Annotated in this window: 28 protein-coding genes, 1 tRNA gene, 1 other RNA gene and 1 pseudogene; 21 read left to right on the forward strand and 10 right to left on the reverse strand. The window is 35.7% G+C overall.

All coding sequences use genetic code 11. The annotated features are described in order from the left end of the window. The first annotated feature begins 47 nt into the window (after positions 1-47). Genes ACMT7R_RS03150 through trpD form a run of 3 tightly spaced genes read left to right on the forward strand, consistent with a single transcriptional unit; the run spans position 48 to position 2,749 of the window. Positions 48-956 carry a PfkB family carbohydrate kinase gene (locus ACMT7R_RS03150; protein WP_415309980.1) on the forward strand — a complete coding sequence of 303 codons (909 nt, stop codon included), beginning with the start codon at positions 48-50 and terminating at the stop codon, positions 954-956. 57 nt (positions 957-1,013) lie between these two features. Further along, positions 1,014-1,604 (forward strand): anthranilate synthase component II, encoded by a 591-nt coding sequence (locus tag ACMT7R_RS03155; protein WP_415309981.1) that lies wholly within the window; start codon positions 1,014-1,016, stop codon positions 1,602-1,604. Beyond that, positions 1,601-2,749 (forward strand): anthranilate phosphoribosyltransferase, encoded by a 1,149-nt coding sequence (trpD, locus tag ACMT7R_RS03160; protein ID WP_415309982.1) that lies wholly within the window; start codon positions 1,601-1,603, stop codon positions 2,747-2,749. The genes ACMT7R_RS03155 and trpD overlap by 4 nt, the downstream gene beginning before the upstream one ends. A 21-nt stretch (positions 2,750-2,770) precedes the next feature. On the opposite strand, the gene ACMT7R_RS03165 is transcribed toward trpD, so the two are convergent. Further along, positions 2,771-3,388, reverse strand: coding sequence for an RlmE family RNA methyltransferase (locus ACMT7R_RS03165; protein ID WP_415309983.1), 618 nt, complete (start codon positions 3,386-3,388; stop codon positions 2,771-2,773). A gap of 80 nt (positions 3,389-3,468) precedes the next feature. Between ACMT7R_RS03165 and ACMT7R_RS03170 the strand changes: the two genes are divergently transcribed. Together ACMT7R_RS03170 and ACMT7R_RS03175 are read left to right on the forward strand one after the other, a co-directional pair. Continuing rightward, positions 3,469-4,020 carry an adenine phosphoribosyltransferase gene (locus tag ACMT7R_RS03170; RefSeq protein WP_415309984.1) on the forward strand — a complete coding sequence of 184 codons (552 nt, stop codon included), beginning with the start codon at positions 3,469-3,471 and terminating at the stop codon, positions 4,018-4,020. Then, on the forward strand, positions 4,020-4,826 hold the full coding sequence (locus ACMT7R_RS03175) for an S-methyl-5'-thioadenosine phosphorylase (protein ID WP_415309985.1): 807 nt from the start codon (positions 4,020-4,022) through the stop codon (positions 4,824-4,826). Before ACMT7R_RS03170 ends, ACMT7R_RS03175 begins: the two co-directional genes overlap by 1 nt. Here the strand turns inward: ACMT7R_RS03175 and ACMT7R_RS03180 are convergent. The 3 genes from ACMT7R_RS03180 to ACMT7R_RS03190 are packed head-to-tail and all read right to left on the reverse strand — an operon-like array spanning position 4,823 to position 5,929. Beyond that, the gene (locus ACMT7R_RS03180; protein ID WP_415309986.1) at positions 4,823-5,137 is read right to left on the reverse strand and encodes a hypothetical protein; all 315 of its coding nucleotides are present in this window, start codon (positions 5,135-5,137) and stop codon (positions 4,823-4,825) included. The two genes, ACMT7R_RS03175 and ACMT7R_RS03180, sit on opposite strands and share 4 nt — an antisense overlap. A gap of 1 nt (position 5,138) precedes the next feature. Next, on the reverse strand, positions 5,139-5,558 hold the full coding sequence (locus ACMT7R_RS03185) for a hypothetical protein (RefSeq protein WP_415309987.1): 420 nt from the start codon (positions 5,556-5,558) through the stop codon (positions 5,139-5,141). A 53-nt stretch (positions 5,559-5,611) separates the two neighbouring features. Next, the gene (locus ACMT7R_RS03190) at positions 5,612-5,929 is read right to left on the reverse strand and encodes a helix-turn-helix domain-containing protein (protein ID WP_415309988.1); all 318 of its coding nucleotides are present in this window, start codon (positions 5,927-5,929) and stop codon (positions 5,612-5,614) included. Positions 5,930-6,068: 139 nt separating this feature from the next. On the opposite strand from ACMT7R_RS03190, the gene ACMT7R_RS03195 reads away from it, so the two are divergent. Next, complete coding sequence (locus ACMT7R_RS03195) at positions 6,069-7,598, forward strand: 4-hydroxyphenylacetate 3-hydroxylase family protein (protein ID WP_415309989.1); 1,530 nt, start codon at positions 6,069-6,071, stop codon at positions 7,596-7,598. A gap of 42 nt (positions 7,599-7,640) precedes the next feature. On the opposite strand, the gene ACMT7R_RS03200 is transcribed toward ACMT7R_RS03195, so the two are convergent. After that, positions 7,641-8,684: a type II glyceraldehyde-3-phosphate dehydrogenase gene (locus tag ACMT7R_RS03200; protein ID WP_415309990.1), complete on the reverse strand. Its 1,044-nt coding sequence runs from the start codon at positions 8,682-8,684 to the stop codon at positions 7,641-7,643. Positions 8,685-9,039: 355 nt separating this feature from the next. Between ACMT7R_RS03200 and pfdA the strand changes: the two genes are divergently transcribed. From pfdA to pckA, 6 genes are all read left to right on the forward strand, one after another. Continuing rightward, positions 9,040-9,537 carry a prefoldin subunit alpha gene (gene pfdA / locus ACMT7R_RS03205; RefSeq protein ID WP_415309991.1) on the forward strand — a complete coding sequence of 166 codons (498 nt, stop codon included), beginning with the start codon at positions 9,040-9,042 and terminating at the stop codon, positions 9,535-9,537. 57 nt (positions 9,538-9,594) lie between these two features. After that, positions 9,595-10,932, forward strand: coding sequence for a signal recognition particle-docking protein FtsY (gene ftsY, locus ACMT7R_RS03210; protein WP_415309992.1), 1,338 nt, complete (start codon positions 9,595-9,597; stop codon positions 10,930-10,932). 41 nt (positions 10,933-10,973) lie between these two features. After that, positions 10,974-11,906: an ornithine carbamoyltransferase gene (gene argF, locus ACMT7R_RS03215; RefSeq protein ID WP_415309993.1), complete on the forward strand. Its 933-nt coding sequence runs from the start codon at positions 10,974-10,976 to the stop codon at positions 11,904-11,906. Positions 11,907-11,969: 63 nt separating this feature from the next. Next, the gene (locus tag ACMT7R_RS03220) at positions 11,970-12,278 is read left to right on the forward strand and encodes a Rieske (2Fe-2S) protein (RefSeq protein WP_415309994.1); all 309 of its coding nucleotides are present in this window, start codon (positions 11,970-11,972) and stop codon (positions 12,276-12,278) included. 73 nt (positions 12,279-12,351) lie between these two features. Next, the gene (locus ACMT7R_RS03225) at positions 12,352-13,116 is read left to right on the forward strand and encodes an SAM-dependent methyltransferase (RefSeq protein WP_415309995.1); all 765 of its coding nucleotides are present in this window, start codon (positions 12,352-12,354) and stop codon (positions 13,114-13,116) included. 192 nt (positions 13,117-13,308) lie between these two features. Next, entirely contained in the window at positions 13,309-14,871 is a 1,563-nt protein-coding gene (pckA, locus tag ACMT7R_RS03230; RefSeq protein ID WP_415309996.1) for a phosphoenolpyruvate carboxykinase (ATP), read from the forward strand. 52 nt (positions 14,872-14,923) lie between these two features. Here the strand turns inward: pckA and ACMT7R_RS03235 are convergent. Both ACMT7R_RS03235 and ACMT7R_RS03240 read right to left on the reverse strand, forming a co-directional pair. Further along, positions 14,924-15,052: transfer RNA gene (locus tag ACMT7R_RS03235), tRNA-Gln, on the reverse strand. A gap of 87 nt (positions 15,053-15,139) precedes the next feature. After that, positions 15,140-15,481: a hypothetical protein gene (locus tag ACMT7R_RS03240; protein WP_415309997.1), complete on the reverse strand. Its 342-nt coding sequence runs from the start codon at positions 15,479-15,481 to the stop codon at positions 15,140-15,142. An 84-nt stretch (positions 15,482-15,565) separates the two neighbouring features. Between ACMT7R_RS03240 and ACMT7R_RS03245 the strand changes: the two genes are divergently transcribed. After that, entirely contained in the window at positions 15,566-16,312 is a 747-nt protein-coding gene (locus ACMT7R_RS03245; RefSeq protein ID WP_415309998.1) for a YkgJ family cysteine cluster protein, read from the forward strand. A gap of 14 nt (positions 16,313-16,326) precedes the next feature. Here ACMT7R_RS03245 and ACMT7R_RS03250 read toward each other — a convergent pair. Next, positions 16,327-16,954, reverse strand: a pseudogene (locus ACMT7R_RS03250) (superoxide dismutase). A 163-nt stretch (positions 16,955-17,117) separates the two neighbouring features. Between ACMT7R_RS03250 and ACMT7R_RS03255 the strand changes: the two are divergent. Next, entirely contained in the window at positions 17,118-17,555 is a 438-nt protein-coding gene (locus ACMT7R_RS03255) for a 50S ribosomal protein L32e (protein ID WP_415309999.1), read from the forward strand. Between the two features lie 5 nt (positions 17,556-17,560). Beyond that, the gene (locus tag ACMT7R_RS03260) at positions 17,561-18,007 is read left to right on the forward strand and encodes a 50S ribosomal protein L19e (protein ID WP_415310000.1); all 447 of its coding nucleotides are present in this window, start codon (positions 17,561-17,563) and stop codon (positions 18,005-18,007) included. Positions 18,008-18,048: 41 nt separating this feature from the next. On the opposite strand, the gene ACMT7R_RS03265 is transcribed toward ACMT7R_RS03260, so the two are convergent. Both ACMT7R_RS03265 and ACMT7R_RS03270 read right to left on the reverse strand, forming a co-directional pair. Then, the gene (locus ACMT7R_RS03265; RefSeq protein WP_415310001.1) at positions 18,049-18,474 is read right to left on the reverse strand and encodes an NUDIX domain-containing protein; all 426 of its coding nucleotides are present in this window, start codon (positions 18,472-18,474) and stop codon (positions 18,049-18,051) included. 138 nt (positions 18,475-18,612) lie between these two features. Further along, positions 18,613-19,515 carry a D-aminoacyl-tRNA deacylase gene (locus tag ACMT7R_RS03270; protein WP_415310002.1) on the reverse strand — a complete coding sequence of 301 codons (903 nt, stop codon included), beginning with the start codon at positions 19,513-19,515 and terminating at the stop codon, positions 18,613-18,615. 116 nt (positions 19,516-19,631) lie between these two features. Between ACMT7R_RS03270 and ACMT7R_RS03275 the strand changes: the two genes are divergently transcribed. From ACMT7R_RS03275 to ACMT7R_RS03300, 6 genes are all read left to right on the forward strand, one after another. Then, positions 19,632-20,378, forward strand: a complete 747-nt coding sequence (locus tag ACMT7R_RS03275) for a transcription elongation factor Spt5 (RefSeq protein ID WP_415310003.1) — start codon at positions 19,632-19,634, stop codon at positions 20,376-20,378. 41 nt (positions 20,379-20,419) lie between these two features. Beyond that, positions 20,420-20,902 (forward strand): 50S ribosomal protein L11, encoded by a 483-nt coding sequence (locus ACMT7R_RS03280; RefSeq protein WP_415310004.1) that lies wholly within the window; start codon positions 20,420-20,422, stop codon positions 20,900-20,902. A gap of 96 nt (positions 20,903-20,998) precedes the next feature. Continuing rightward, entirely contained in the window at positions 20,999-22,663 is a 1,665-nt protein-coding gene (thsB, locus tag ACMT7R_RS03285) for a thermosome subunit beta (RefSeq protein WP_415310005.1), read from the forward strand. Positions 22,664-22,762: 99 nt separating this feature from the next. Further along, positions 22,763-23,076: signal recognition particle sRNA (gene ffs, locus ACMT7R_RS03290), an RNA gene on the forward strand. An 84-nt stretch (positions 23,077-23,160) separates the two neighbouring features. Next, positions 23,161-23,526 (forward strand): hypothetical protein, encoded by a 366-nt coding sequence (locus tag ACMT7R_RS03295; RefSeq protein ID WP_415310006.1) that lies wholly within the window; start codon positions 23,161-23,163, stop codon positions 23,524-23,526. Between the two features lie 691 nt (positions 23,527-24,217). Then, positions 24,218-24,910: a vWA domain-containing protein gene (locus tag ACMT7R_RS03300; protein WP_415310007.1), complete on the forward strand. Its 693-nt coding sequence runs from the start codon at positions 24,218-24,220 to the stop codon at positions 24,908-24,910. The last annotated feature ends 3 nt before the right edge of the window (positions 24,911-24,913 follow it).

The raw sequence follows: 24,913 nt of genomic DNA on the forward strand, positions 1-24,913 counted from the left end.
TCTCAGTAACCAATATTTTATATTAAATATTCTAATACAATTTGTTAATGTTAACAGTTTTTGGTTCGGTCGCCCTAGATACGACCCGTACTCCATTTGAGACGAGAGAACGAATTATGGGTGGTGCTGCAACTTTCGCATCTATGTCTGCGTCCTTTTTTACCCCGGTCTCGTTAATAGGGGTGATCGGTAACGATTTTCCGTCTTCCTACTATGAGTTATTAAAAAGTAGATTCAATTTAGATGGCCTTGTACTTGATAACAACAAAAAGACCTTTTTCTATGATTCTTCATTTGATTATGACTTGTCTCACAGAACTACAAATCTCACTGAATTGAATGCTATAGAAGATTTTCATCCTGTTGTTCCAAAAGACTATATTAATTCTAGATTTCTATACCTGGCAAACAACGATCCAGATCAAAATATTAAGATTATTGACAAATTTGTTGAGCCTGAATTAATCGTATGTGACACAATTGAATACTGGATAGAAAACAAAAAAAATGCGGTAATTGAGATGATGGAAAAGACACATGGTGTTGTAATAAATGATCAGGAAGCTAGATTACTTTGCAATACTTCAAATTTGATTAAATGCGGTAAACAGCTTTTATCATATGGTCCAAAGTTTGCGATCATTAAAAAGGGAGAACATGGTGTTCTATTCTTTTTTGATGATAACATCATACCAATCCCTGGCTATCCTTTAGACTCGGTAATCGATCCCACTGGTGCAGGCGATTCTTTCGCAGGTGGTTTCATGGGATATTTGATCTCTAATAAGAAAGGTGATATATTTGACGATATTCCTTTGATAAAAGATTCTATCTTGATGGGTAACATAATGGGCACATTTGCAATAGAATCATTTGGCACGGAGAGATTGTTTGAAATTACCAATTCTGATATAATGAATAGATTCGACTTCTACAAAAAGATGCTTTCAATTTAGAATTTTAGAAAGCGTTATTATCATCTTGCGTGTAATAACAAGTGACTAGCATTATAAATGAAGATCCTTATTATTGATAATTTTGATTCATTTGTTTATAATATTTCCCAACTAGTGGGATTGTTAAATGTATTACCAGTAGTGATGCGAAATAACCAAATTGACATCAACTCAATTCTCAAAATGAATCCTGATGCTATCATTATATCGCCAGGCCCAGGTCATCCAAAATATAAAAAAGATTTTGGAATTTGTAACGAAGTAATAACTAACCTTGGACCTTCTATCCCTATTTTGGGTATATGTTTGGGCCATCAGGGAGTGGTGCATGCATTTGGTGGAAAAGTTACAAGAGCAAGAGACATCCGACATGGAAAAACCAGTGAGATTAGATTTAAAGGAAACTCAAAATTATTTGATGGTGTTGAAAATCCATTTATAGCTACACGATATCATTCGTTAATCGCTGACAAAGCTACATTTCCTAAATGCTTGAAAATTACCTCTACATCGGTTGACGATGATGAAATTATGAGTGCACGCCACGAAAAATTTTTGATTGAGGGAATTCAATTTCATCCTGAATCAGTGCTAACGACAGAGGGAAAAAAAATCTTATCAAACTTCATTCAAATGGTGAAGAAATGAGCTCTATTTTTGAGGAACACCATTTAGCAGAAGATGTTAATTCATCGGAAGAGGGCAGGTTACTTTATAAAAGAATCCTGTCAAAATTGTCAAGGAGAGAGCATCTCAATCACGAAGAAATCGCTGGAGTAGTGAGGAACATTATGGAGGGAAAATGCTCTGATATATTTATTTCATCTTTCTTGATGGGTTTGGTAGTAAATGGTGAGAACCATGTCGAATTTGCAGGTGTGATTGATGCAGTAAGATCAGCATCTAATCGAATAACTCCCGAAACTGTATTCCCAATAGTGGATAACTGTGGAACTGGAGGGGATATGCTTAATACATTTAACATTAGTACAGCTGCAGCGATTATTGCTAGTTCTTGCAAAAATCTTGCAATTGCGAAGCATGGTAACAGATCATCATCTGGGCTAAGTGGTAGCGCCGATTTCTTTGACCATGTAGGTTACCCTTTGGATAATAACAAGATGAAAAATGTTATTAGCTCCATTGAATCTATAGGATTCGGATTTTTGTTTGCTCCTAATTATCACCCAGGGCTCAAACATGTTTCACATATTAGGAAGGAGTTAGGGATACAAACCGTCTTCAATAAAATTGGACCTTTATGTAATCCTTGTAGTAATCTATACGCACAAGTTATCGGTGTCTCTGATTCTTTAATGTTACATATCATTCCAAAAATAATTCCAATACTTGGACTTAAACGGGCCATGATTGTGCGTTCAGAAGATGGCATGGATGAACTTTCAACTACTGCGAAAAATACAATCGTTCATGTTATTTCCGAGGATGGAAAATATAATCTCTACTCTGAAATACTCGATCCGCTCTCACTAGGTTTACCACGAGTTTCTATGAATGAGATGATAGTAAAAAATAAAATGGATGCTATTAATGAAAGTTTGCGTGTTGTCTATGGATTATACAACAATAAACCAAAAGAAAATATCGTTCTTCTAAATAGTGCTGCTGTACTTGTAGCAGGAAATAGGGTAGAATCATTTAAGGACGGCTTAGAAGTTGCTCGTGAATCGATTGTGGAAGGCCGACCACAGAAATTATTAAAAAACTTAATCAAAAGTATTGGAGATCTTGGTAGATTAGAATCCGCTGAAAAGACGATGTTGAATTACTGATTGATCCACATCGTACCTAAATTATCCAGAAATGTCTGACACCTTGGGCGGTTTGTATTTCTTACACAATAAATATAATTCACTACTCTGTTTTCTGCTTGCATCAGGCTTCGTGAGAATTACTTCAGAAAAGATTTTTCTAGTATCAGCCACAAATTCAGATGTAGATTCGCCCTGAAATATTTTATATAAAGCATTTCCGTCATGCCTAAGTATATTCTTAGTTATCTCTACTGCTTTTCTAGTTAAATCAATTTGTCTTAGATGATCTATTTCCCATAAACCCGATACATTGGGAGCAAGATCGGACATTACTATGTCTGCTTTTCCTCCCAAAGATTTTAGGATCAAGGCTAATGTTTCTCTGTCATCTACATCGTTCTTAAGAGTAATGACATTAGGAATCGGTTCTATATCCTTTAGATCTATCCCAATAACTAATCCATTATCCCCAGCAATCTTTGAAGCAAACTGTAACCACCCGCCGGGTGCTGCTCCTATATCTACTATTTTCATTCCCCTTTTTAATAAATGAAAGGATTTGTTTATCTGTGATAGCTTATAAACAGCACGACTTCTGTAGTTATTTTCTTTGGCTAATTTACGATATTGATCCCTTCTTGCGTCGGCAAGTTTCAAGATTTATTACTTCTTTTTATACACCAGAGATTTATAATAATTGTTTCTTACCTAAATATCAAGAAATGTTTTTTTGTGGGATGTATGCTAAAAATTTTGTGCAAGCCAGTACAAATTATATCCAAAACTTAATCAGAGATTATGCTGATTTTCCGAAACAAGGGATTTTGTTTAGGGATATCACTCCAGTATTTAGAGACGTTAAATCATTTAACATGCTTGGTGATTATTTTTATGAAAAATTTGGAAATCTAAAAATTGATTATATAGCGGGAATAGAGGCCAGAGGTTTTATTCTAGCTACACTGCTTGGATTGAGATTCAATAGAGGTGTTATCATGATACGCAAGGCGGGCAAACTACCTGGCAGTACCATAAAACAGGATTATAGCATAGAGTACGGTACAGCGGTCATGGAGATGCAGTCAGATTCGTTGAAAAAGGGTGATAATATCTTGATTGCTGACGATCTTCTTGCTACTGGTGGCACGGCCAAAGCTGCTGCTAAACTTATAGAAGAATTAGGGGGGTCAGTTTCTGGATTTGCCATGATAGTGGAACTGTCATCTCTTGGGGGAGGGGCATTATTGCAATCTAAGGGTTACTCTGTTTGTTCCATGGTGACTTACTAATGCTTTCTCAAGATGATTCAGTTCCTATTGCAGTCATCGGTGGTACTGGAATTTATGATACAAATCTGTTCAAAGAAGAAAAAACGCTCCAGCCTCAGACCCCATATGGTGAAACTTCAGATGTTATTTCAGTAGGCAGGTATGGAGATAAAAAAGTAGCTTTTCTTCCAAGACATGGTAAAGGACACAAAATTCCGCCTCACAGAATAAATTATCGTGCAAACATTTGGGCCTTAAGAGAATTAGGCGTAAAGAGAATAATTGCACCATCTGCAGTTGGTAGTCTAGATTATAGATTCAAACCCGGTGACATAGTGCTTCCCGACCAATATATTGATTTTACCAAAAGGCGTGAGTATACCTTTTATGATGGACCCCAAGTTTGTCATATTTCAATGGCTGATCCGTTATGCTCTGATCTGAGGAGTACTGCAAAAAAATGTCTAATCAACCTGAATATGAATTACCATGATAAAGGTACATATGTTTGCATAGAGGGTCCTCGTTTTTCTACCCGAGCAGAATCTAAAGTATTTAGAGAAGTTTTACACGCAGACGTCATCGGGATGACTCTGGTCCCTGAATGCATTCTTGCAAGGGAATCTGAAATTTGTTACCTATCTATAGCAACCATTACTGATTATGATGTTTGGGCCGATACACCCGTTTCAACTAAGGAAATAATTGAAACTTTGCATAAGAATGTTGAAAATACCAGGAACTTACTTCTAAATATAATCCCATCGGTTACAGAAGCAAGATTGGATTGTATTTGTGGAACAGCACTTAAAGATGCATTACTTTAGCTAGTTTTCTTTTTCTTTTTCTTTGCGTCTAATATTGAAATTTCCCCTTCAATGATTTTCCTTTGAACAATTTGTAGTATTATTTCAGGATCATAACCTAATTTCTTTATTTCATTGGCGCTCGATTTTGAGATTTTTACATTTACATTATGCCCTCCTATGCGTCCAAAAGCCAAAGCACTAAATACTACTCTATTATCTCGAACAAAAAAAAACCCTGATAGTTTGCTTGCAACGGAACCTTCGACTACATTCTTTATATTGATATCCAAGTTCAGATTGTAGTATTCTTCAGGATACTCATTTATCATACTAATTCAATTCTCTTGTAATCTCTATACTCTTATTTACATTCTCAGAAACTGAAAAACTCCACCAATCATTATCAATAATCTTGTAATTTGAAGTTTCAACTGTAACATTAGATTCATCATCTGTATCAATAAATTCATTTTTGCCTTCCTTAATTACACTTATTAATTTCCATCTGTCTTTTCCCTTTCTAAACCTGTTGACGGCTACGACCCATACCTCTTCATCCTTTATTTGGGGCATGCCAATTTTATCTGTAATATCGAGAATCCCTAATCTCTTTTCCTCACAAAAGAGTTTCTTTGTAATCAGACTTCTCCAAATATCAATGGCCCCTATATTCCTGCCATTCTCATTAATATTAATTACTCCAAAGTAGGTAACCTTATCCTTATTGTTAGAAGAAGTTGAAGATTGCATCTTAAATATAAAATAGATGATAATCCCATATTTAGGCATTACATTTTAGGTTGTTATACAGAGTTTTGATACTTTTCGATTATCACTGCTAACTGATCTATCTTTAAATTTTTTTTGAATTCGATATTTTTAGAAGCACATAACTTTCGATATCTATTAACTACCGCAAATCTGGGATGCAAAGCCCTAAACTCATTCCTATTTACTTCAATTACCATTCCCTTGGATTCTAATCTTTTCGCAATTTCGATTATCTCATCCTTTGATTTATTTGTAAAATTTTCTATTTCTTTTGAAGTACTTTTTTCTATCTTTACCAACGCTAGAAATACTTCAACCTCGGATTCTTCCATCAGAAGTTCGTTTTTCAAAAGTGACTTTATAACCTCCAATTGATTCAATTAGGATTTGATTGTGCCGATCGAAATAAAATTATATGTTTTTCATCAAGGGCACCTAGGTATTGCGAAATATACAAATATTCAAATATAATCTCATCCAATTTAATATATGCCTATTAAGAATGGGTCGGAGTACATTGAAAGTCTTAGAAATAGAAATTTACAGGTTTATCTCTTTGGAGAGTTAGTTAAGGAGCCAGTTGATCATCCAATGATACGACCATCAATAAATGCGGTTGCTGCAACTTATGATATAGCCGTAGAAGACCCCGAAATAGGTTCAGCAAAATCCTCATTGACAGGTATGCAAGTTAATCGATTTTTACATATTGCCGAAAAGTCCGAAGACTTGGTGAATCAGAACAAAATGCAGCGTAAGCTTGGGCAGCAAACAGGAACTTGCTTTCAAAGATGCGTAGGGATGGATGCATTAAACTCATTATATTCAACAACTTTTGAGATTGATAAGAAGTACCAAACTCCATATCACACTCGATTAATTGAATTCATTAAAAAGATTCAATATGAGAATTACGTAATTGGTGGCACAATGACTGATGTAAAAGGTGATCGAAGTTTGTCCCCTTCACAGCAAGAGGACCCAGACATGTTTGTTCATGTTGTAAAACGAGATGATAAGGGTGTGTATATAAAAGGGGCAAAAGCACATCAAACAGGATGCATTAATTCTCACTGGCTGATTGTTATGCCTACTATGAGACTTAGACCAGAAGACAAAGATTATGCAATCGTTGGAGCTATTCCCGTTGATGCTGAAGGTATTACTTACATCTATGGCAGACAGTCGTGTGATACCAGGAGTATGGAGGATGGCGATTTAGATGCCGGAAACTCCCAATTTTCTGGCCAGGAGGCCTTGGTAATATTTGACAATGTATTTATTCCAAACGAATTAATTTTTATGGAAGGGGAAGTAGAATTTGCTTCTATGCTTGTTGAAAGATTTACATGTTACCATAGAAGAAGCTATGTATGTAAGACTGGCTTAGGGGATGTATTGATAGGTGCATCTGCAGCGATTGCTGAATACAATGGAATTTCAAATGCCTCTCACATTAAAGATAAATTAATAGAGATGACACACCTAAATGAGACAATTTTTGCTGCAGGCATTGCTTCCTCTCATCAGGCATATAAAACCGAATCCGGCAATTTCATAAACGATGATATGCTTGCTAACGTATGCAAACATAATGTTACTCGTTTTCCCTACGAAATAGGGCGCCTAGCCCAAGATATTGCAGGTGGTCTCATGGTTACAATGCCTTCAGAAAAAGATTTCCGAGGAGCAGTAACTGGTCCATTGTTAGACAAGTATCTAAAAGGAAGAAAGGGCGTTTCTACCGAAGATAGGGTTCGCATCCTTCGTTTAATTGAAAACATGACATTGGGAAGAAATGCAGTTGGTTACTTGACCGAGTCTATGCACGGTGCTGGTTCTCCTCAAGCACAACGAATTCAAATTGCAAGACAAATGCAGTTAGAATTTAAGAAAAAGTTGGCACGAAAATTAGCAAAAGTACCGGAAGGGGAAAACACTACTAATGCTCCATTACTTGCTGAATCTTCAGATTACTTTGATAGGATATTTGGTTTGAAGGGATCTCAAAAGAACTAACAAAAGGGGTCTGCGTTGTGAACTAAGGCAATACTGGATTTTCTAATAATATGTTTTTTCTAAAACCTTCTTTTTTCTCTTCAATCCAAATAGTTTATCACAGAGTTTTATCGCTTCATTCCTTGGTTTTTTCCCTAACATAGATTGAATTAGCAAATAATTTTCTGGAATGACCATGCCTGTTTGATCATCTGAGTATGAAATTTTTAAGATATCTTCCTGAACTCTGATCAATTCACTATGAATATGAACCATGTTTGTATCTCCGTGCTCAAACTTCAACTCTATTGCCTTTTTTCTGATTTCTCCGGTCCCTTTTGCGTTATTTAATATAGCCACACCAAATTCATCTTGAAATATTTTCAATAATGCATCCTTAGAGGGAGGAGACTTGCTAAATCTGATCGTCATTTGGTGAAGATGCATCATACGCGAGGGCACTTTAAGTGCATCTACGTATAAATTAATGTTAGGAACTATATCTTTAAAATCATCTTGATGGTGTGGATCTTTATCCCATTCTATTGAATCTTTGACTTCTTTTTTATCTTCTAGATCTGCCCACCTTCGGATCAAATTAACATCAAACCTCTTGATGGAATCTTTATAATTTTCAATTAGAGGTTGAATTATCTTGCCCATCCCTGTCACATTGCAACTTCCCTGGATAACAAAGTCTTTGCCTTTTGTCTTATCATAGTTTATCCTTGAATTATGAATTATTTCTGCAACTGATTTTTTTCCATATCTATCCTCACCTCCCTGAAAGATCGCCTTCTTTCCAAACGGCCTATAGTATTTGACTTTATTTTTGTATCCATTTCCTTCTGATGATGCGTCTATGACCAGATCAGATTCAATAACTGCCTCCTCTATATTTCCAGCGATATCAAAATTATTTTTCTTAAATTCTTTGATATGTTTATTGGGAACAAAAACTCTGTAACCTCTATTAATCGCATCTTGAGTCTTTTCATCCGGCGAATATTTCGCAATCCCGACTAGCTTGGTCTCATTGTCTTTTGAAAGTACCGATGCTAAACGACTGCCGATTATCCCATAACCATTAATAAAAACTTTATACACTCTTGGTTTGTAAGTTTCACATTATTTAATATATTTTTAATGGTCAAGATACGAACTTTCAAAAAATGTGAAGATATTATCATTCTCTACGCACAAAATGCAAAAAATAAAATTGCTTCTAATAACAGGATCAATTATTTTTAGGATAAATTAGACCCATGGTTCAATCTATTTTATGAATTACTTATTTAAGTTAGATTTGATAGAGGTGATTCGATCTGATAATTATTAATTCAAATCAAATATGCTCATACCTATTCTTTCTTAATTCAACAAAAGCGGTCATACGCTAATAATCTCATGATCATGTTATGGAAGCCAAAGTTATAATAAAGTCATATTTCAATATCTAATTATGGTTGTAAATAGCGGTGAAAGGCACTCTCAAAGCATAGAGCAAACAGTAAATGACTTGATACAAGAATCTAAACTACTTGAGGCTTACTACAACGACATAGTATCAAAGGAATCGGTCTTGCATCGACTATATGAGGAATCTCATAATTCCTATAATGGCTTAATTGATTTATCCCAGGAGTCTGAAACTATATCTTTAGTACCTCTAGGCATAGGAGTATATGTCAAATCTACGATTTATCCAGTTGAGCGAGTTCTAGTAAACATTGGTGCTGGTGTTGTCATTGAAAAAAAGAAAGATGACGCAATAAATTTTGTTGAACAAAGGATAAAGGAGTTTGAACTTGCAACAAAACAGTTATCCAACCAAAAGCAACAAATATCTCACCGCATGATGGAAATACAGAACACGGTTAATTCTTACATGAGTCAAATGCAAAAAGGTAATGAATCCGTTCACTCCCACTCCCATAGTTCATCAAAACATACTCATTAGATGCCTTGTATGATGTGTTTTGCCTTAACTCTAAGATATTAAGGGAGGGATATTGAAATGTTTGATAAATTAAAGAAAGCCTTTTCAAACGCGGCAAAGAGCATAGGCCAAAAAGAATTGTCAGAAAAGGATTTGGATGAAAGTCTCTTCGATCTTAATGTTTCACTTTTGGAGAGTGATGTGTCTCAGGATGTGATAGATGATTTGTCCAAACAACTTAAGCATAAATTAGTTGGAATAAAATTACAAAAGGATGAATCGGCTGAGCAGATTATTTCTGACGCCTTAAAAGATAGTTTTTCGAATATTCTATCTCAAGCAGGGTCAATTGATTTAATTCATGAAATAAAATCAAAAAAACAGAACAAAGAAGGTCCATTTAAGATAGTTTTTTTGGGGATTAATGGTACGGGAAAAACAACTACGGTTGCAAAGGTTGCCAATCTTGTCAAAAAAGCAGGCTTTTCAGTGGTAATTGCAGCTGCTGACACTCATAGGGCTGGAGCCATTGAACAAATTTCTTCTCATGCAGAAAAATTATCTATCAAGGTGATTTCTCAAAGGTATGGTGCTGATCCTTCCGCCGTCGCTAGAGATGCAGTAGAATACGCAAGAAAACATTACGTGGATGTAGTGCTCATTGATACGGCGGGAAGAATGCAAACCGCAAAAAATTTGATGGATGAGATAGGCAAGATTGTTAAAGTAATTAAGCCTGATTTGAAGTTATTTATAGGGGATTCTTTATCCGGAAATGATACAATTAACCAAGCAAAAGAATTCTTTAGTTACACTGAATTTGATGGAGCCATATTGACAAAGGCTGATGCAGATGCCAAGGGAGGATCAGTCATTTCTATATCATACATAACCTCAAAGCCTATAATATATCTTGGAGTGGGTCAAGGCTATGATGATATTATAATGTTCAACAAAAACAAGTTTGTAGATACAATTTTCACCAACGAATCTTTCGTTTCCTCCCAAAAAAATGTTCAAAATTTAGAGAATGTTGAATCAAATGTAATTTCCTTTGACACTATAAATAATACTCAAGCTGTCTTGGATGAACAATCACAGGATGATTTAACTATAGATGATAAAGTTTTCGAAGAGGAGATGGTTTCAGAACTACCTACTTCAATTTCCGATCACCGTCAGGAAAATACAGACGCAGACATCGATGAAGTTAAAGTAAGCCTATCTAACAATGATTCTAACATAGGAACCCCGACGAGTAACGTTGAGACAACGTCAAATGAATCAAGTCTAGTAACAAAAAATTCTTTCTCCATGGATAAGAAATTAGAAAAAGAAATAGTCAAGTCCGCTGATGTTGAAAAAAATAAGAATGAGAAAAAAAGTCGTTTTGGCTGGTTCAAAAAGAAGAAATAGCTTTGAAAGCATTAAATTGAGGTTTTTTTTCCTTTCTAACATTGAAAGGCGATCTCTTAAGTCTTCGCGATTTGGATGAAAACGAAATACTATCATTATTGGATTTATCCTTATTTTTGAAAAATCAATATAGAGAAATAGGGTCGAATTCCAAATGTCTCAATGGAAAAATCCTGGGGATGATATTCCAAAAACCTTCAACAAGGACGCGAATAAGCTTTGAAACAGCTATGCTTCATTTGGGGGGACACGCCATAAATCTATCCTCTAATGAACTTCAACTATCTAGAGGAGAATCTATTGAGGATACCGCGAAAACTCTTTCATTATATGTGAATGTTTTGATGGCAAGGGTGTATGCTCATGAAGATATTGAGAAATTATCAAATTTTGCAACTATTCCTGTAATTAATGGATTATCTGATCTATTTCATCCTTGTCAAATATTAGCGGATCTTCAAACGATCCTTGAATATAAACAAAAGTTAAAGGGTATCAAGCTCACTTACATAGGTGATGGTAACAATATTTGTAATGATTTACTACTTGGATGTTCAAAGCTAGGTATTAATATTTCTGTGGCCACTCCAGTGGGCTTTGAACCGTTGGATTGGATAACAGACATTGCAAGAACAGAGTCAAAAAGAAATAATTCATGTATATTAATCACTTCTGATCCAAATGAGGCCATAGTCGATGCTGATGTAGTTGTTACGGACACTCATATCTCGATAGGAAAGGAAAATGAGATCCATAGTAGAGAAAAGCTGTTCTTTCCAAGATATCAGGTCAACGATGACTTGGTTAAGTTTGCAAAGAAAGACTATATTTTCATGCACTGTTTGCCTGCTAAAAGGGGAAAGGAAGTATCTCCTAGTATTATAGATGGTCCACACTCGGTAGTTTGGACTGAAGCTGAAAATCGTTTGCATGTTCAAAAAGCTCTACTATTAAAGCAATTGAATCCTCAATAGTATCGAGTATTTTTTTACGATAATTTAATATGACTTTATTATTCTATTTTTGGACATTACATAATGACTAGGTTTCTAATTGATAATGTCAATAATTTTGAGGAAGGCAAATTAAGGAGTATGACTCTTGGTGGTAAAGAAATTCTGATTATAAATAAGGGAGGTCGATATTTTGCAATTAACAACATTTGCTCACATGCGGGAGCACGATTGCACACAGGAATTCTAAAGGACAATCAAGTTACTTGTCCATCACATGGTGCGACATGGAATATTGAAACGGGTGAACTCTTGTGGTTTTCTCATAAACTGAAAAGCCAAGAATCGTACGAGGTCATAGTTGAAAATGACAATATATTTGTTGAATTTTGATTATTTCGTTTTTGTTTCTACCATTGAAACCAATAAATTTAGATTTATTTGAGATAAATCAAGGTAAGTACTCTTGAAAATCAATGAATTTGTATCGACACTTCCGAGTAATATCATAAGTGGAGACAGAGTAGTAATTCCTGATGATTTCATTAGAAGAATGTTTATTTTATCAAATCTTAATGAGGGTGATGTATTCTACCATTTAGGAATAGGTAATAACCCTTCAACTCTTATCATAGCTAAGAATGAGTTTAGGGTGAAAAAGGCAGTAGGTATCGACATCGATCCGGCCGTATTAGATGAAATTTCTAACAAGACTCGTTCTTTAGATGACATATTTTTGGTTGTAGGTGATGCAACGAAATATCCACTTACTGAAGCCAGTGTTATTTTCTCTTGGTTTACTGATGATAGAATAAACAGTACATTAGCTAATAAGTTTGAATCTGAACTAGGAACTGGATCAAAGATTTTGTCTATCTGGTCGCCACCGGCTCTCTATTTACCCAATAAGATTGATTTCCCGATACTACTATGCGAGAAGCCATTCAAATTTGGGAACAACGTTGAAGATCAACTCAAATCAATTTACAAGAGTGATTGCATAGACTTTACAGCTTCGTGGAATTTGGCAGACAAATATATAAAATCGTTTGGAACAGTTGATAATGCTTACTATCGATTCTTAGTTATTCTTCATAGCTTGATTATATGGTTCAATGCAAGGGATCTTGGAATAGCATGTGAAGAAGATATTCCACCACCAGTAAAGAGCTACGTAGAAATAATGCGATATTTTTTCAATATAGATTTAAGTGAATTCTTATTCAAATAATCTATTCAAATTATATTTTCCAGTTGTTTATTGACTACTTATATTATTTTTTTTATTATTTGTTAAAATGCAATAAAATAAATTATCAAAATATTATTCCTATAATTATTTTTTTTAATTAATTATCTATATCTTTAATAACAATTTACCCCAAAGATTATAACTATTGATATTATCATGCAAATTTAGGAGATGGACTTTACAATTAATGAGGGACGAAGAAATTTACCTGTCCCCCGATTAGTTGAAGCAGCCTTATTAAGAAACGAGGGGCAATTATCTGCCACGGGATCATTGTCCGTAAGGACGGGAAAATTCACAGGTAGGTCGCCTGATGATAAATTCATAGTCAGAGACGAGATTACTGCTAACACTGTAGATTGGGGTAAGATTAATCATCCTATTTCTGAAGAAAATTTTGATTCTATACTACAACGCATGAAAAAGCATATCTCTAAGAACAAGCTAGAAGAGACTTTGTACACGTTTGATGGATATGTAGGTGCGGATAAATCGTTACGATTACCTATAAGAGTCATAACAGATCAGGCCTGGCATTGTCTTTTTGCTAATCAGATATTTATTAACGCAACTCAAACCGAATTAATCGATTTTAAACCCGATTTTACACTTTTGTCTCTCAACGACTTTGCATCTATTCCGGATAGTGAAGGAACAAATTCCGATACATTCATAATAATAAATTTTAAAAAGAATCTCATTCTGATGGGATCAACCTCCTATGCTGGTGAGATCAAGAAATCAATGTTTTCGGTTATGAATTTCTTACTACCGAAAAAAGGCGTCTTTCCGATGCACTGTTCCACAAATTTGGGAAGAGATGGTCGATCTGCGTTATTTTTTGGTTTGTCCGGTACAGGAAAAACTACATTATCTGCAGATGAAAACCGTCGACTAGTCGGGGATGACGAACATGGGTGGTCAGACTCCGGAGTTTTTAATTTTGAGGGTGGTTGTTATGCTAAATGTATTAATCTAAATAAAGAAAAAGAACCTCAGATATGGAACGCGATAAAGTTTGGGTCCGTTATGGAAAATGTGATCATCGATTCATTCTCGAGAGAGCCTGATTTTGCTGATAGTGGCCTCACTGAAAATACTCGAGTCGTTTATCCTCTAGATTTTATACCCGGAGCGGTTATTCCAAGTGTTTGTGGACATCCTTCTGTAGTTATTTTTCTTACTGCTGATGCCTTTGGTGTATTGCCTCCTATATCAAGGTTATCAAAAGAGGGTGCAATGTATCACTTTATGTCTGGGTATACAAGCAAGTTGGCTGGAACAGAAAGAGGTATTACTGAACCAAAAGAAACCTTCTCCCAATGTTTCGGAGCTCCCTTTATGCCATTGAAGGCAGCAGAATATGCAAAATTATTGGGTGAAAAGATAACTGAACATGACTCCAAAGTTTACCTCATAAACACAGGATGGTCTGGAGGGCCATACGGGATTGGTAAGAGAATAGATCTCAAATATACCCGATTGATGGTATCTGCAGCAATTAAGGGAATTTTGGAAAACAGTTCATATGAAACTCACGATATTTTTAACCTCCAATATCCCGTATCCTGTCCTGACGTACCTTCTAGTATTTTAAATCCTAGAAATACTTGGCACGACAAAGATCAATATGACTTTTCTGCAAAGAGGTTAGCGAGATTATTTATTAATAATTTTAAAAAATTCGAGCCCATTTCTGATGAAATAATCGGGGCCGGACCTCATTTGATTTAGGTTATCATTGATGTTACAAACAAGCACAATAAAATAAATTCTGTGAGTCAAGTAGCCCGGAGCAGATTCGAACTGCTGTCTCCAGGTTTCTTTTCTATAAGATCCAGAGCCTGAAATCCCTAGCCCTTTTTTGGAGTTTGACCACTAGATTCGGCACCATGAAATTTGGTTCGACCGGGCTTCACGAGCTACATTTGTTGTTACAATATTCCAATATTTTATTTTATCTCTAGGATGCGGGTGGAACAACTAGATTTTGAAAAAAAGACTATTTCTTAGTATTAATTTCTCTTATTACTGTTCCATAGTCTAAATGAGCTTTTTTCCTCATATAAGGAATTAGTTTGTAATGAATGGAGTATATGCTTTTTTCACGAACGACTATCCCTTTTACTAAAAGTGAGACGAATCCGCCAGCTATTTTTGAAGGAAGAATCTCTTTCTCATTACAAACCATATCTCTTTTCCTATGATATTCTTGCAAAGTAAAGTAATTTCTATTGACATCCAAAATAAGGGGCCAAATAACGTGCTCCCAAACCAAACGGCGATTTTCGGTAGAAGATGCATGTTTGCCCTTCCTTTTCTCCTTTTGTTTGTAATTTTCCAATGTCATTTTCTTGTTTTTTCGATCAGCAGGATCAGAATTGAAGTCATAGTCACATTTAAACAGTCGGGTTTATAATTCTAATACATGACCCCTATAAGTAGGGAATCTGAGAAATCGGATGAGGTTTTAATCGCACTAGAAAAACTTTCAAAGAAGTGGACTATTGACCCTAAGATTCGTGATATACATCTTGGACTTAGATCAGATGTTAGGGATTACCTCTTAAAATTGAATCAAGTTACCTATCATATCCCTTACCTCTCAGAGACCTCTGAGTTTGTGGTTTGGGATTGCCTTTGGCCTGACTGTCATAATTGCTGTGAAAAACAGGGCAGGCTTCCTTTAACATCTAGAGATATATCTGTAATTTCAAAGGGTTTAGGTTATCCAAACCGCACAGATTTTTTAGAGAAGGAAACGTATGTAGCTACATGGGAACATACTAACTCTACTCTCAGGAAGGAATCGCAAATTATTACTACTCTGACAATGGTAAATCTTAAAAGAAGTGAGACCGAAGGTGAAGCTGAGAACGGAAAACAGATTACATGTCGTTTCTTAAACGGTGGAGGGTCTTGTAGTATTAACTCATCTAAACCCGGAGTTTGTTCGCTTTATCCCTTTTTTTCATGGACACAGAATGAAAATAATAGGGTATCGGTCCACGCCTCCTATCAATTTACTGGTGATTGTCCTGGGTTTTCATTGACCAAAACATTAGATGAAAATATCCCTATCTTGAGGAATTATTCAGAGATTATTTATAATTATAGCATGAGCGTGAATACTACTCTCCGCGAAAGCTTTGCAAGGATAGATATCACCGAATAAAAATTTCGGATAGGTCATTTCCCTCTTGATTTTTCGTATCTATCATTTACATCTTGCCAGTTTATTAGATTCCACCAAGCATTGACGTAATCTGGTCTCTTATTTTGGTATTTCAAATAATAAGCGTGTTCCCAGACATCACAACCTAATAGTGGTATCAAGCCTTCTGTTCTTGGACTTGTTTGATTTGGCATGGATTTGTAATCAACCTTGGTATTTATCGGATCGAATACTAGCCATCCCCAGCCACTTCCTTGAATTCCCACCGTAGCAGTTGTGAATTTCTCCTTGAAATTTGCAAAGCTCCCAAACGTAGAATTAATAGCTTCTGCAATTGGTCCTTGTGGCTCTCCTCCACCATTTGAAGTCATGTTATTCCAAAAAATTCTGTGATTGTCAAAACCACCTCCATTGAAATTTATTGCGCCTCTTAATTCACTTGGTATTATATCAAGGCTTACTTAGTATGACTGTAATATCCCTATTTTGAACATCCTCAGAGCACTTTTCAAGAGCGGCATTTAGATTATTAGTATATGTTTGATGATGCTTGGTATAATGGATTTCCATCGTTTTTGCATCAATGTATGGCTCCAATGCGTCAAAATTATAAGGGAGTTGGGGCAATTCGTATTTACTCATTAAATTAATTTTGTAAATTAAAGCTTTTATCCTTTTCCATTTCCTTATCTTTTAGTACTTCATGTTAGTATTGAGATAACTATTTTTGTATGCTGATAATCGTTATTTTCTGCTTACCAGTCGGAAACATATTTATTTATTCAAACAAGAATAAAAAAGTATTATGGTAATTAATGGTGATCTCCTTGACCAACGTAAAAAAGTTTCCGAACATAGACCAAAGTTCAAAAGACAAGAAAGTTGGAGGTATAAAAGACTTGCAGAAAACTGGAGAAAACCTAAGGGAATAGATAACAAGATGAGACTTCAAGTGTCAGGTGTACCAGCATTAGTAAAAATTGGCTATGGGGGACCCAAAGCTGCTAGGGGTTTACATCCTTCTGGATATGTAGATAATCTTATTCACAACGTAAATGAATTATTGAAATTAAACAAGGATAAAGATGCAGCTCGTATCGCTCACACTGTAGGTAAAAAGAAAAGATTGGAAATAATATTAAAGGCAGAATCAATTGGAATTAAAGTCCTTAATGGAAAAAAACCCGAACTAAAGACATCCAAAGCAAAAGTTGCTGAATCTGAGCAAGAGCAAAACAAGTGATTGAAATGGTCGTAAATATACACAAAAAGAGGGAACTAGCATCTCGAATTCTTGGAGTGGGAGTCAATAGGATTAGATTTGAACCTGACAAATTAGATGATGTAGCCGATTCTATTACCAGGGACAATATACGTGCTTTGATAAATAGCGGATCAATTTGGACGGCCACGGTTAGAGGAACATCTAGAGGAAGAACAAGGTCAAAACTTGAAACTAAAAAGAAACATGGTACAGGCCCCGGTTCAAAAAAAGGAAAAAAAACTGCAAGAGTAGGAAAGAAAGAAGTATATGTCATCAAAGTTCGTTCTATGCGAAAACATCTGAAAATATTAAAGGAGAGAAAAGATATTACTAACGAACAATTTTGGGCTTTATACAAAAAGGTAAACGGTGCACAAGTTCGTTCATTGTCTCATTTAAGGGAATTAGTGAAGATAGCAAAAACGCACTAATTTTATCCTTTTATCAATTTTGTGGCATAGGATAGGAACATCTAGAATCGACCAAAGCAAATTTTCAAAATTTCTTTAAATCTTGGTACAAATTCGTACTTGTCTACATCAGGTAAACCAATCCACCGATATTCTATATGCTCCCAATTTAGTATCACCTTTTGGGTGGACGATAAAAAATAAAATGGTTGGATTAAGAAAATTGTGTCCGGTTCAAAGTATATCGAAACTTGATCCAATATCTTGTGCAATATCAATTGATGCTTTTCTATTTTTGTCTCTTCGTAAATCTCAAGTAGTGCGCGAGATAGTAGATCTTCACTAGGCTCCATATATCCACTGATCCCAGCCCATTTGTTCTGCAGTGTCTTAGTCGACAAACTTCGGTTCAAAATTAAAATTTTATTATCATTTCCTAATACAGAGGTTACAATCAATGAGGATTTATTTTTACTTTGGATTTTCAATCCGAACGCTTAAAAAATAGATTTGCTTTCAAAGTATAAAAGTAATCTTATATGGATAATCATGTGTATTTGAAGTCTTCCAGATCTGCCAATAACAAAATCATCAAAACCAGACTTTAAATCATCCATTCAAAGGTTTCATATAAAATTGGGAGTCAAATCTTGTGATTCTGCAATCGATATCAATCGTTTCTTTTCTGATCCTAATGATTTCTTGTCAAAGTAAATATCGGTTACATGTTCTATTGAACGGGTTTTCATTTGTTGTATCATTCCTTCATCAAGGAACTTCAAATTATACTTACTTGCAATTGAAGCGAAAGCCACATTAGTAGACAGGATTAATTCATTAAACTTTTGAGGATAATGATTTCCTCCAATTCCAATAGCAATCTTTGATTGCTTCTTAGAATGATCACAGTTGTTCTCAATAATAGTCTTTAATACGCATTTACAAATAATAGACGCAGTTGTTTTATTTTTCCATTCCTTCTCTGAAGACCCGATTTCTATAAATATAAGCGGTTTTACTGATGATGTAGGACCATGATGGGTTGCTTCAATCGTCAGATCATAATGCTGAATATTCTTTCTCATGCCACTAAGATTTTTCATATATTCTTTTTGAAAAGTCGGATAAGATATGCCCACCTCGAATGGATTACCACCAAGAGAATTGTCCTTGGAAAAATTTCCAGTAAAGTGTGAAGTCAAAGTCGGTATTTTGCTATTAGAAGCGTGTTTAGATAAGAATATCAAAAAACAATTTTCGCAGCCGACATTGTCAAAATTGGTTAGATATATTAATTCAGAATCAAAGACTAACAGATCAATTGACTTGTATTTATTTGATTTAAAAATTTTAAACTCTATTCTTGGGTTATCATCCATATCCATTAATTTCTTCGCATTATTATTGCAACAGTCGGGTAATTGGGATAATTCTGCTTGACTATACCCTTCAAATTCAAGCAAGTAATCTCTCATTGTACTGCTAGCCAAATCTTTTGAAGATGATATTAAGAGATATTTCATTGACATGGGAACACAGCATTATTAAGATTTAATTGTTGTTTTTAGACAGGACTCCTACCTTGTGTATAATGATTGTTATAAACTTATAAATTCCAAAACAGATACATTCATTGAAGCTATTAATGCCTAAAGACCTCCAATATGACGATAATGACTTGGACCTGGCGGATCTGAAAAGTGAAAGTGTCGATGACGACGACGGTTCATTTGTTGAAGATACTCAAGATAATCAAGAAAACTTTGAAGATTTCAAAGTTGAAAGTGAACAGAACTCCGCAAGAGATGAAAATGGTGGTAACAAACGAAATACGAAGGTGAACAAACGAAACAAAACCAGTTTCATAAATGAGCCACAGGACTCTGCAATGGGTCTTCAGGCAGCCAAAGGATCAGAAAATGATTCTTCCGATGTGATAAGTGAAGATGATGATTCAAAATTTTTTGTCGTCAGGGTAGCGGGGGGCCAAGAAAGTATGATTGCGTCTATGCTACAGACCCGACTAATTTCTAAAAAGATAGAGGGAATATATTCGGTCCTATTTCTTGAAAATTTCAAAGGCTACGTAATTGTAGAGGCTATTGATTCTAACATCGCCTACGAAGCTTTGCATGGGATACGTCACATTAGGGGACAGATAAGAGGTGAACTACCGTTTAAAGACTTGGAGGGCTATCTGATAAAGAAACCAGTTGTAACAGAATTAACAATAGATGATACTGTTGAGATAATAGCTGGTCCTTTTAAATCGATGAAAGCCAAGATAACTAGGGTTGATTATGAAAAACAAGAAGCAACAGTCGTATTACTGGATTCACCATATCAAATCCCTGTAACAGTAGATGCGAATTATCTGAAAAAATCATTATAGAATTATAAATGGATCTTTTGGTAGGAATGATGTAATAAGATATGGGCGAAAAAAAAGTCGTAAATGCATTAGTTAGTGGAGGAGAAGCAAGTGCAGGACCTCCACTTGGACCAGCTCTTGGACCTTTGGGAATTAATATCCTTCAGGTTGTTAATACTATTAACGAAAAAACAAAAGAATTTCCTGGAATGAAAGTTCCCGTAAAAGTTGAAGTCGATTCCGATACCAAGCAATTCACCGTTGAAGTAGGAGTACCTCCCACTGCCGCCTTAATATTTAAGGAAGCGGGTATAAATAAGGGGTCGGGGACTGCGGGTACAAATTTTGTGGGAAATATTTCCATGGAAAGTGTTGTTAAGATATCCAAAATGAAGTTAGACGTATCATACGCCCAATCAACGAAATCTTCTGCCAAAGAAATCATTGGAACATGTCTTAGTTTGGGAGTCAAGGTTGAAGATAAGGTAGCTAATGAGATTTATGATGATGTCAATTCTGGAAAATACGACTCCCAATTCATCTAAACTTGGGATTCATTCCTTTTTTGGTTTTATTTAAGTAAGTTTAAAATATCCCAATCACAGCAGATTAAATTATAATTTTAGGTGAATGATGGAAGTATGTCAATTCAAACAGGTTCAGCTGGCGGAATGCCCGTATTAATATTAAAGGAAGGAGCTAGTGAAACAAAGGGAAAAGAAGCACAAAGGAATAACATTAATGCTGCAAAAACGGTCGCTCAAATAGTAAGAACTAGTTTAGGTCCAAGGGGAATGGATAAGATGTTGGTTGATTCGCTTGGGGATGTAACAATAACCAATGATGGTGCAACCATCCTCAAAGAAATAGATGTTCAGCATCCGGCCGCTAAGATGATGGTAGAAATCAGTAAAGCTACTGATAATGAGGTTGGCGACGGGACAACATCAGTTGTAGTTCTAGCCGGTTCATTAATCGAAATGGCAGAGGAGCTAATTACAAAGAATGTTCATCCAACGGTAATCGTTGATGGTTACAGGAAATGCGCCGTTAAATCCATAGAACTTTTGAATAATATTGCAATAAAAGTGACTAATAACGAGAAGGAACAATTGATCAAGATAGCAAAAACATCTATGCAAACCAAACTAGTCTCAAAGGAATCGAATGATCTTGCAAATATTGTCGTGACAGCTTCTCAACAAGTGGCCGATACAGCTAACGGATCAACTCGAGTCGATCTTGATGACATCAAAGTAGAGAAAAAATCTGGGGGTTCCATAAAAGATACGAGACTAATTAAGGGTATAGTTTTAGACAAGGAGGTTGTGCATGGAGGAATGCCGAAACGGGTGGAAAAGGCTAAAATTGCTCTAATCAATTCTGCATTAGAAATTGAAAAGACTGAGTTTGATGCTAAACTGAATATTACCTCACCAGAACAAATGAAAAGATTCTTGGATGAAGAGAATACGATGCTAAAATCGATGGTTGAGAAGATAACCGGCGCAGGAGCCAATGTCGTTATTTGTCAAAAAGGACTCGATGATATTGCTCAACATTACCTGGCCAAAGCAAATGTATTGACCGTTAGGCGTGTGAAAGAAAGTGACATGACAAAACTGTCTAGAGCAACTGGTGCGAGAATTATTAACAATTTAGATGATTTGACATCCAAGGACCTGGGGTCCGCAGACCTAGTAGAGGAAAGGAAAGTTGAGACGGATAAGTGGGTTTTTGTAGAAGGTTGTAAGAATCCTAAATCAGTAACAATCTTGATACGAGGTGGATCTCAAAGAGTCGTGGATGAAGCAGAGCGATCAGTTCACGACGCTTTGATGGTGACTAAAGATGTTTTGGAAAAGCCCTTTATAGTTGCAGGGGGAGGATCGCCTGAAGCATATGTATCGGGAAAATTAAGGGAATGGACCAATACATTGACAGGTAGGGAACAATTAGCAGCTGAGAAATTCGCTGACGCTTTGGAAATCATTCCTTTAACATTGGCAGAAAATGCCGGTATGAATCAAATTGATACCTTAGCCGAACTACGTTCTAAGCAGAACAAGGGTTCAAAATGGGCAGGTATTGATGCAAGAAATTCCAGAATTGCCGACATGTCGAAATTAGAAATTTTTGAACCATTATCTGTAAAGGAACAAATAATAAAATCTGCAACTGAAGTAGCATCGATGTTGTTAAGGATTGACGATGTTATAGCTTCATCGAAATCAGGTGGCCCGGGTGGTATGCCTCCAGGTGGAATGGGTGGTATGCCTCCAGGTGGAATGGACGGAATGATGTAGGAGTTACCTATTTCAATTTTTTTATTTATTATTCCAATTTTGAATTCATAAAATTTACGGTTCCAATAACATTATATTTGATTTTGAAGTATTAGCAATAGGGTAGGTAGGATCGGGGTGCTAGCCGTACCCCATACCGGAAATCGGCTTTATGTCGGGATCAGTAACTATTAGGTAAATTCGTGAATGGGAGGATACCTGCTTATCCGGCCAGTATGAAATCATGCCGTATCGGATGGCTATGAACAGCAAATTACATGAAGGTGTAATATTGACTGTGAATTGTTGAAATGGGTGAGGTCCGGGAGGGAGCAACCCTAAGGCATCGCAGCCGTGCTGTTACGTCTACGTGGTGGATTTGGAAGGATTCGAGATGGGGCCTTTTGTTTACGTTGGTACTAGTAGGCTACCCTACTTTAAGTTAGGTTTTTGTTATATTTCATTATTAATTAACTATTATGAAAACGAGTTAAATCCATTGATCTTATCCTAAATACATGGATCAGCATAAAGCCAATGGTATCAAGGAAAGAGATTTCGCCGGTAGTGATCAAGATGCCTTTAATAATAGTAGCACGGGAGCTGGCTTTTCGTATACTAGTGAACAATCAAGATCAGATAGTGAAGTTACAAGACTCATCAAGGATTCTATAGCTAGATCAAATCAAACCATAAATAATAACATCTCTTTCAAAACTACAATCAGACAACTTGCTGTGGCCACGTCAAATATAATTAACGATATGCCAGAGGTGGCATCAAGGACAGTTCAGATCGCAAATAAAATAGTTTCTGTAGGAAAAGATAGTCTTAATACAATTAACCAGGTCAGAAATAATTTTTCCGTAAATAGGCAAGAATAGCTACATACAAGGAATGTTAAAGCTCTATCCTTTTCCTATGTTTTGAATTTTTTCATGGATCATGAATGCTTTTTAGACATTTAGGAAAAATAATTTCATGCAAAATAATTGTGTTAATAGGTCCTTTGAATACTTATATGCCTAGTAATCTTCTTATGAAATGGATATCATCGGAAGGAATCAAGTTTGACGTTCATATTTTATGAATACAAAACTGTGTTTGTATTCTAAAAATAATCTATATAGAATGAGACTGTATTACATTTCGATAAAGCCACAGAGGAACTGTCGTATGCAACTATAATAATTGACAGGATACAAGTTTTGACACTGCCAAAATAACAAACTTGACAGTATCTTTGTTTTTTATGAATAAATTAATGCATTACATGATTCTCTGATTAGTCCATCGGCAGTCACAAAGTAATCTAAATTCTGATGGGTAATCAAAGTCCGTGGTCTTTCTCTAAATTTAGAAATATCTTTAGAAAAAGCATCTAGCCTAAATGGCGCCGCGTAAATCATGGTCGGTTTAATAGATTTTATTCTTACGAAAATTCATGGATTGTACCATTTTTAGATATTGTAAGTAACCGTTCACTGTAGATCAAATACATTTCATTATAAAAAATATGTACAAGTATCTTGTGAAATTGTTATAAAGAATATCTAGATTATTTTTCTTGATTTCATGACACTTCCAGGCGGCGAAATTTCAAAGAGGGAACTTCATTTTATCTGGATCGTAGATTGTTCAGGTTCCATGAGGGATGATGGAAAAATACAATCTCTAAACTATGCTATTAGAGAGGCTATTCCTCATATGCAAAGGGAGGCCGAGAGTAATTTTCAAGCGAATCTTTTGGTTAGTGCCTTAAAATTTTCAACCGGTGCGCATTGGATTATCCCACCCACCGACGTAAACAGCTTTAAGTGGATAGATGTAGAAGCAAAAGGCCACACAGACCTTGGACAAGCTTTAGTGTTACTATCTGAAATATTGCATATTCCCCCAATGACTAATAGAGGATTACCACCAGTCCTGGTGCTTTTATCCGATGGACAACCTACAGATAACTTTGAAGACGGACTAAATAAGTTACTACAAGAGCCATGGGGTAAAAAAGCCATACGGATCTCCATTGCAATTGGAGAAGATGCAAATATGAAAGTACTTGAACAATTCATTGGAAGCGACGAGAGAAGTCCGTTACTCGCTAGGAATCCAGAGGTCCTTTCAAATTATATAAGATGGGTATCAACCGTAGTTCAGTCTGCATCGGCGCGACCTCGGAGTCAGCAAAAAAATGATGAACTTCATGATTCTAATGTAGAAATTCCAAAACCCCCTGAAATGATATCTACCGCAACGGATGTTTGGTAGCTT

The sequence above is a fragment of the Candidatus Nitrosocosmicus sp. FF01 genome (assembly GCF_047711275.1).
Lineage (GTDB): Archaea > Thermoproteota > Nitrososphaeria > Nitrososphaerales > Nitrososphaeraceae > Nitrosocosmicus.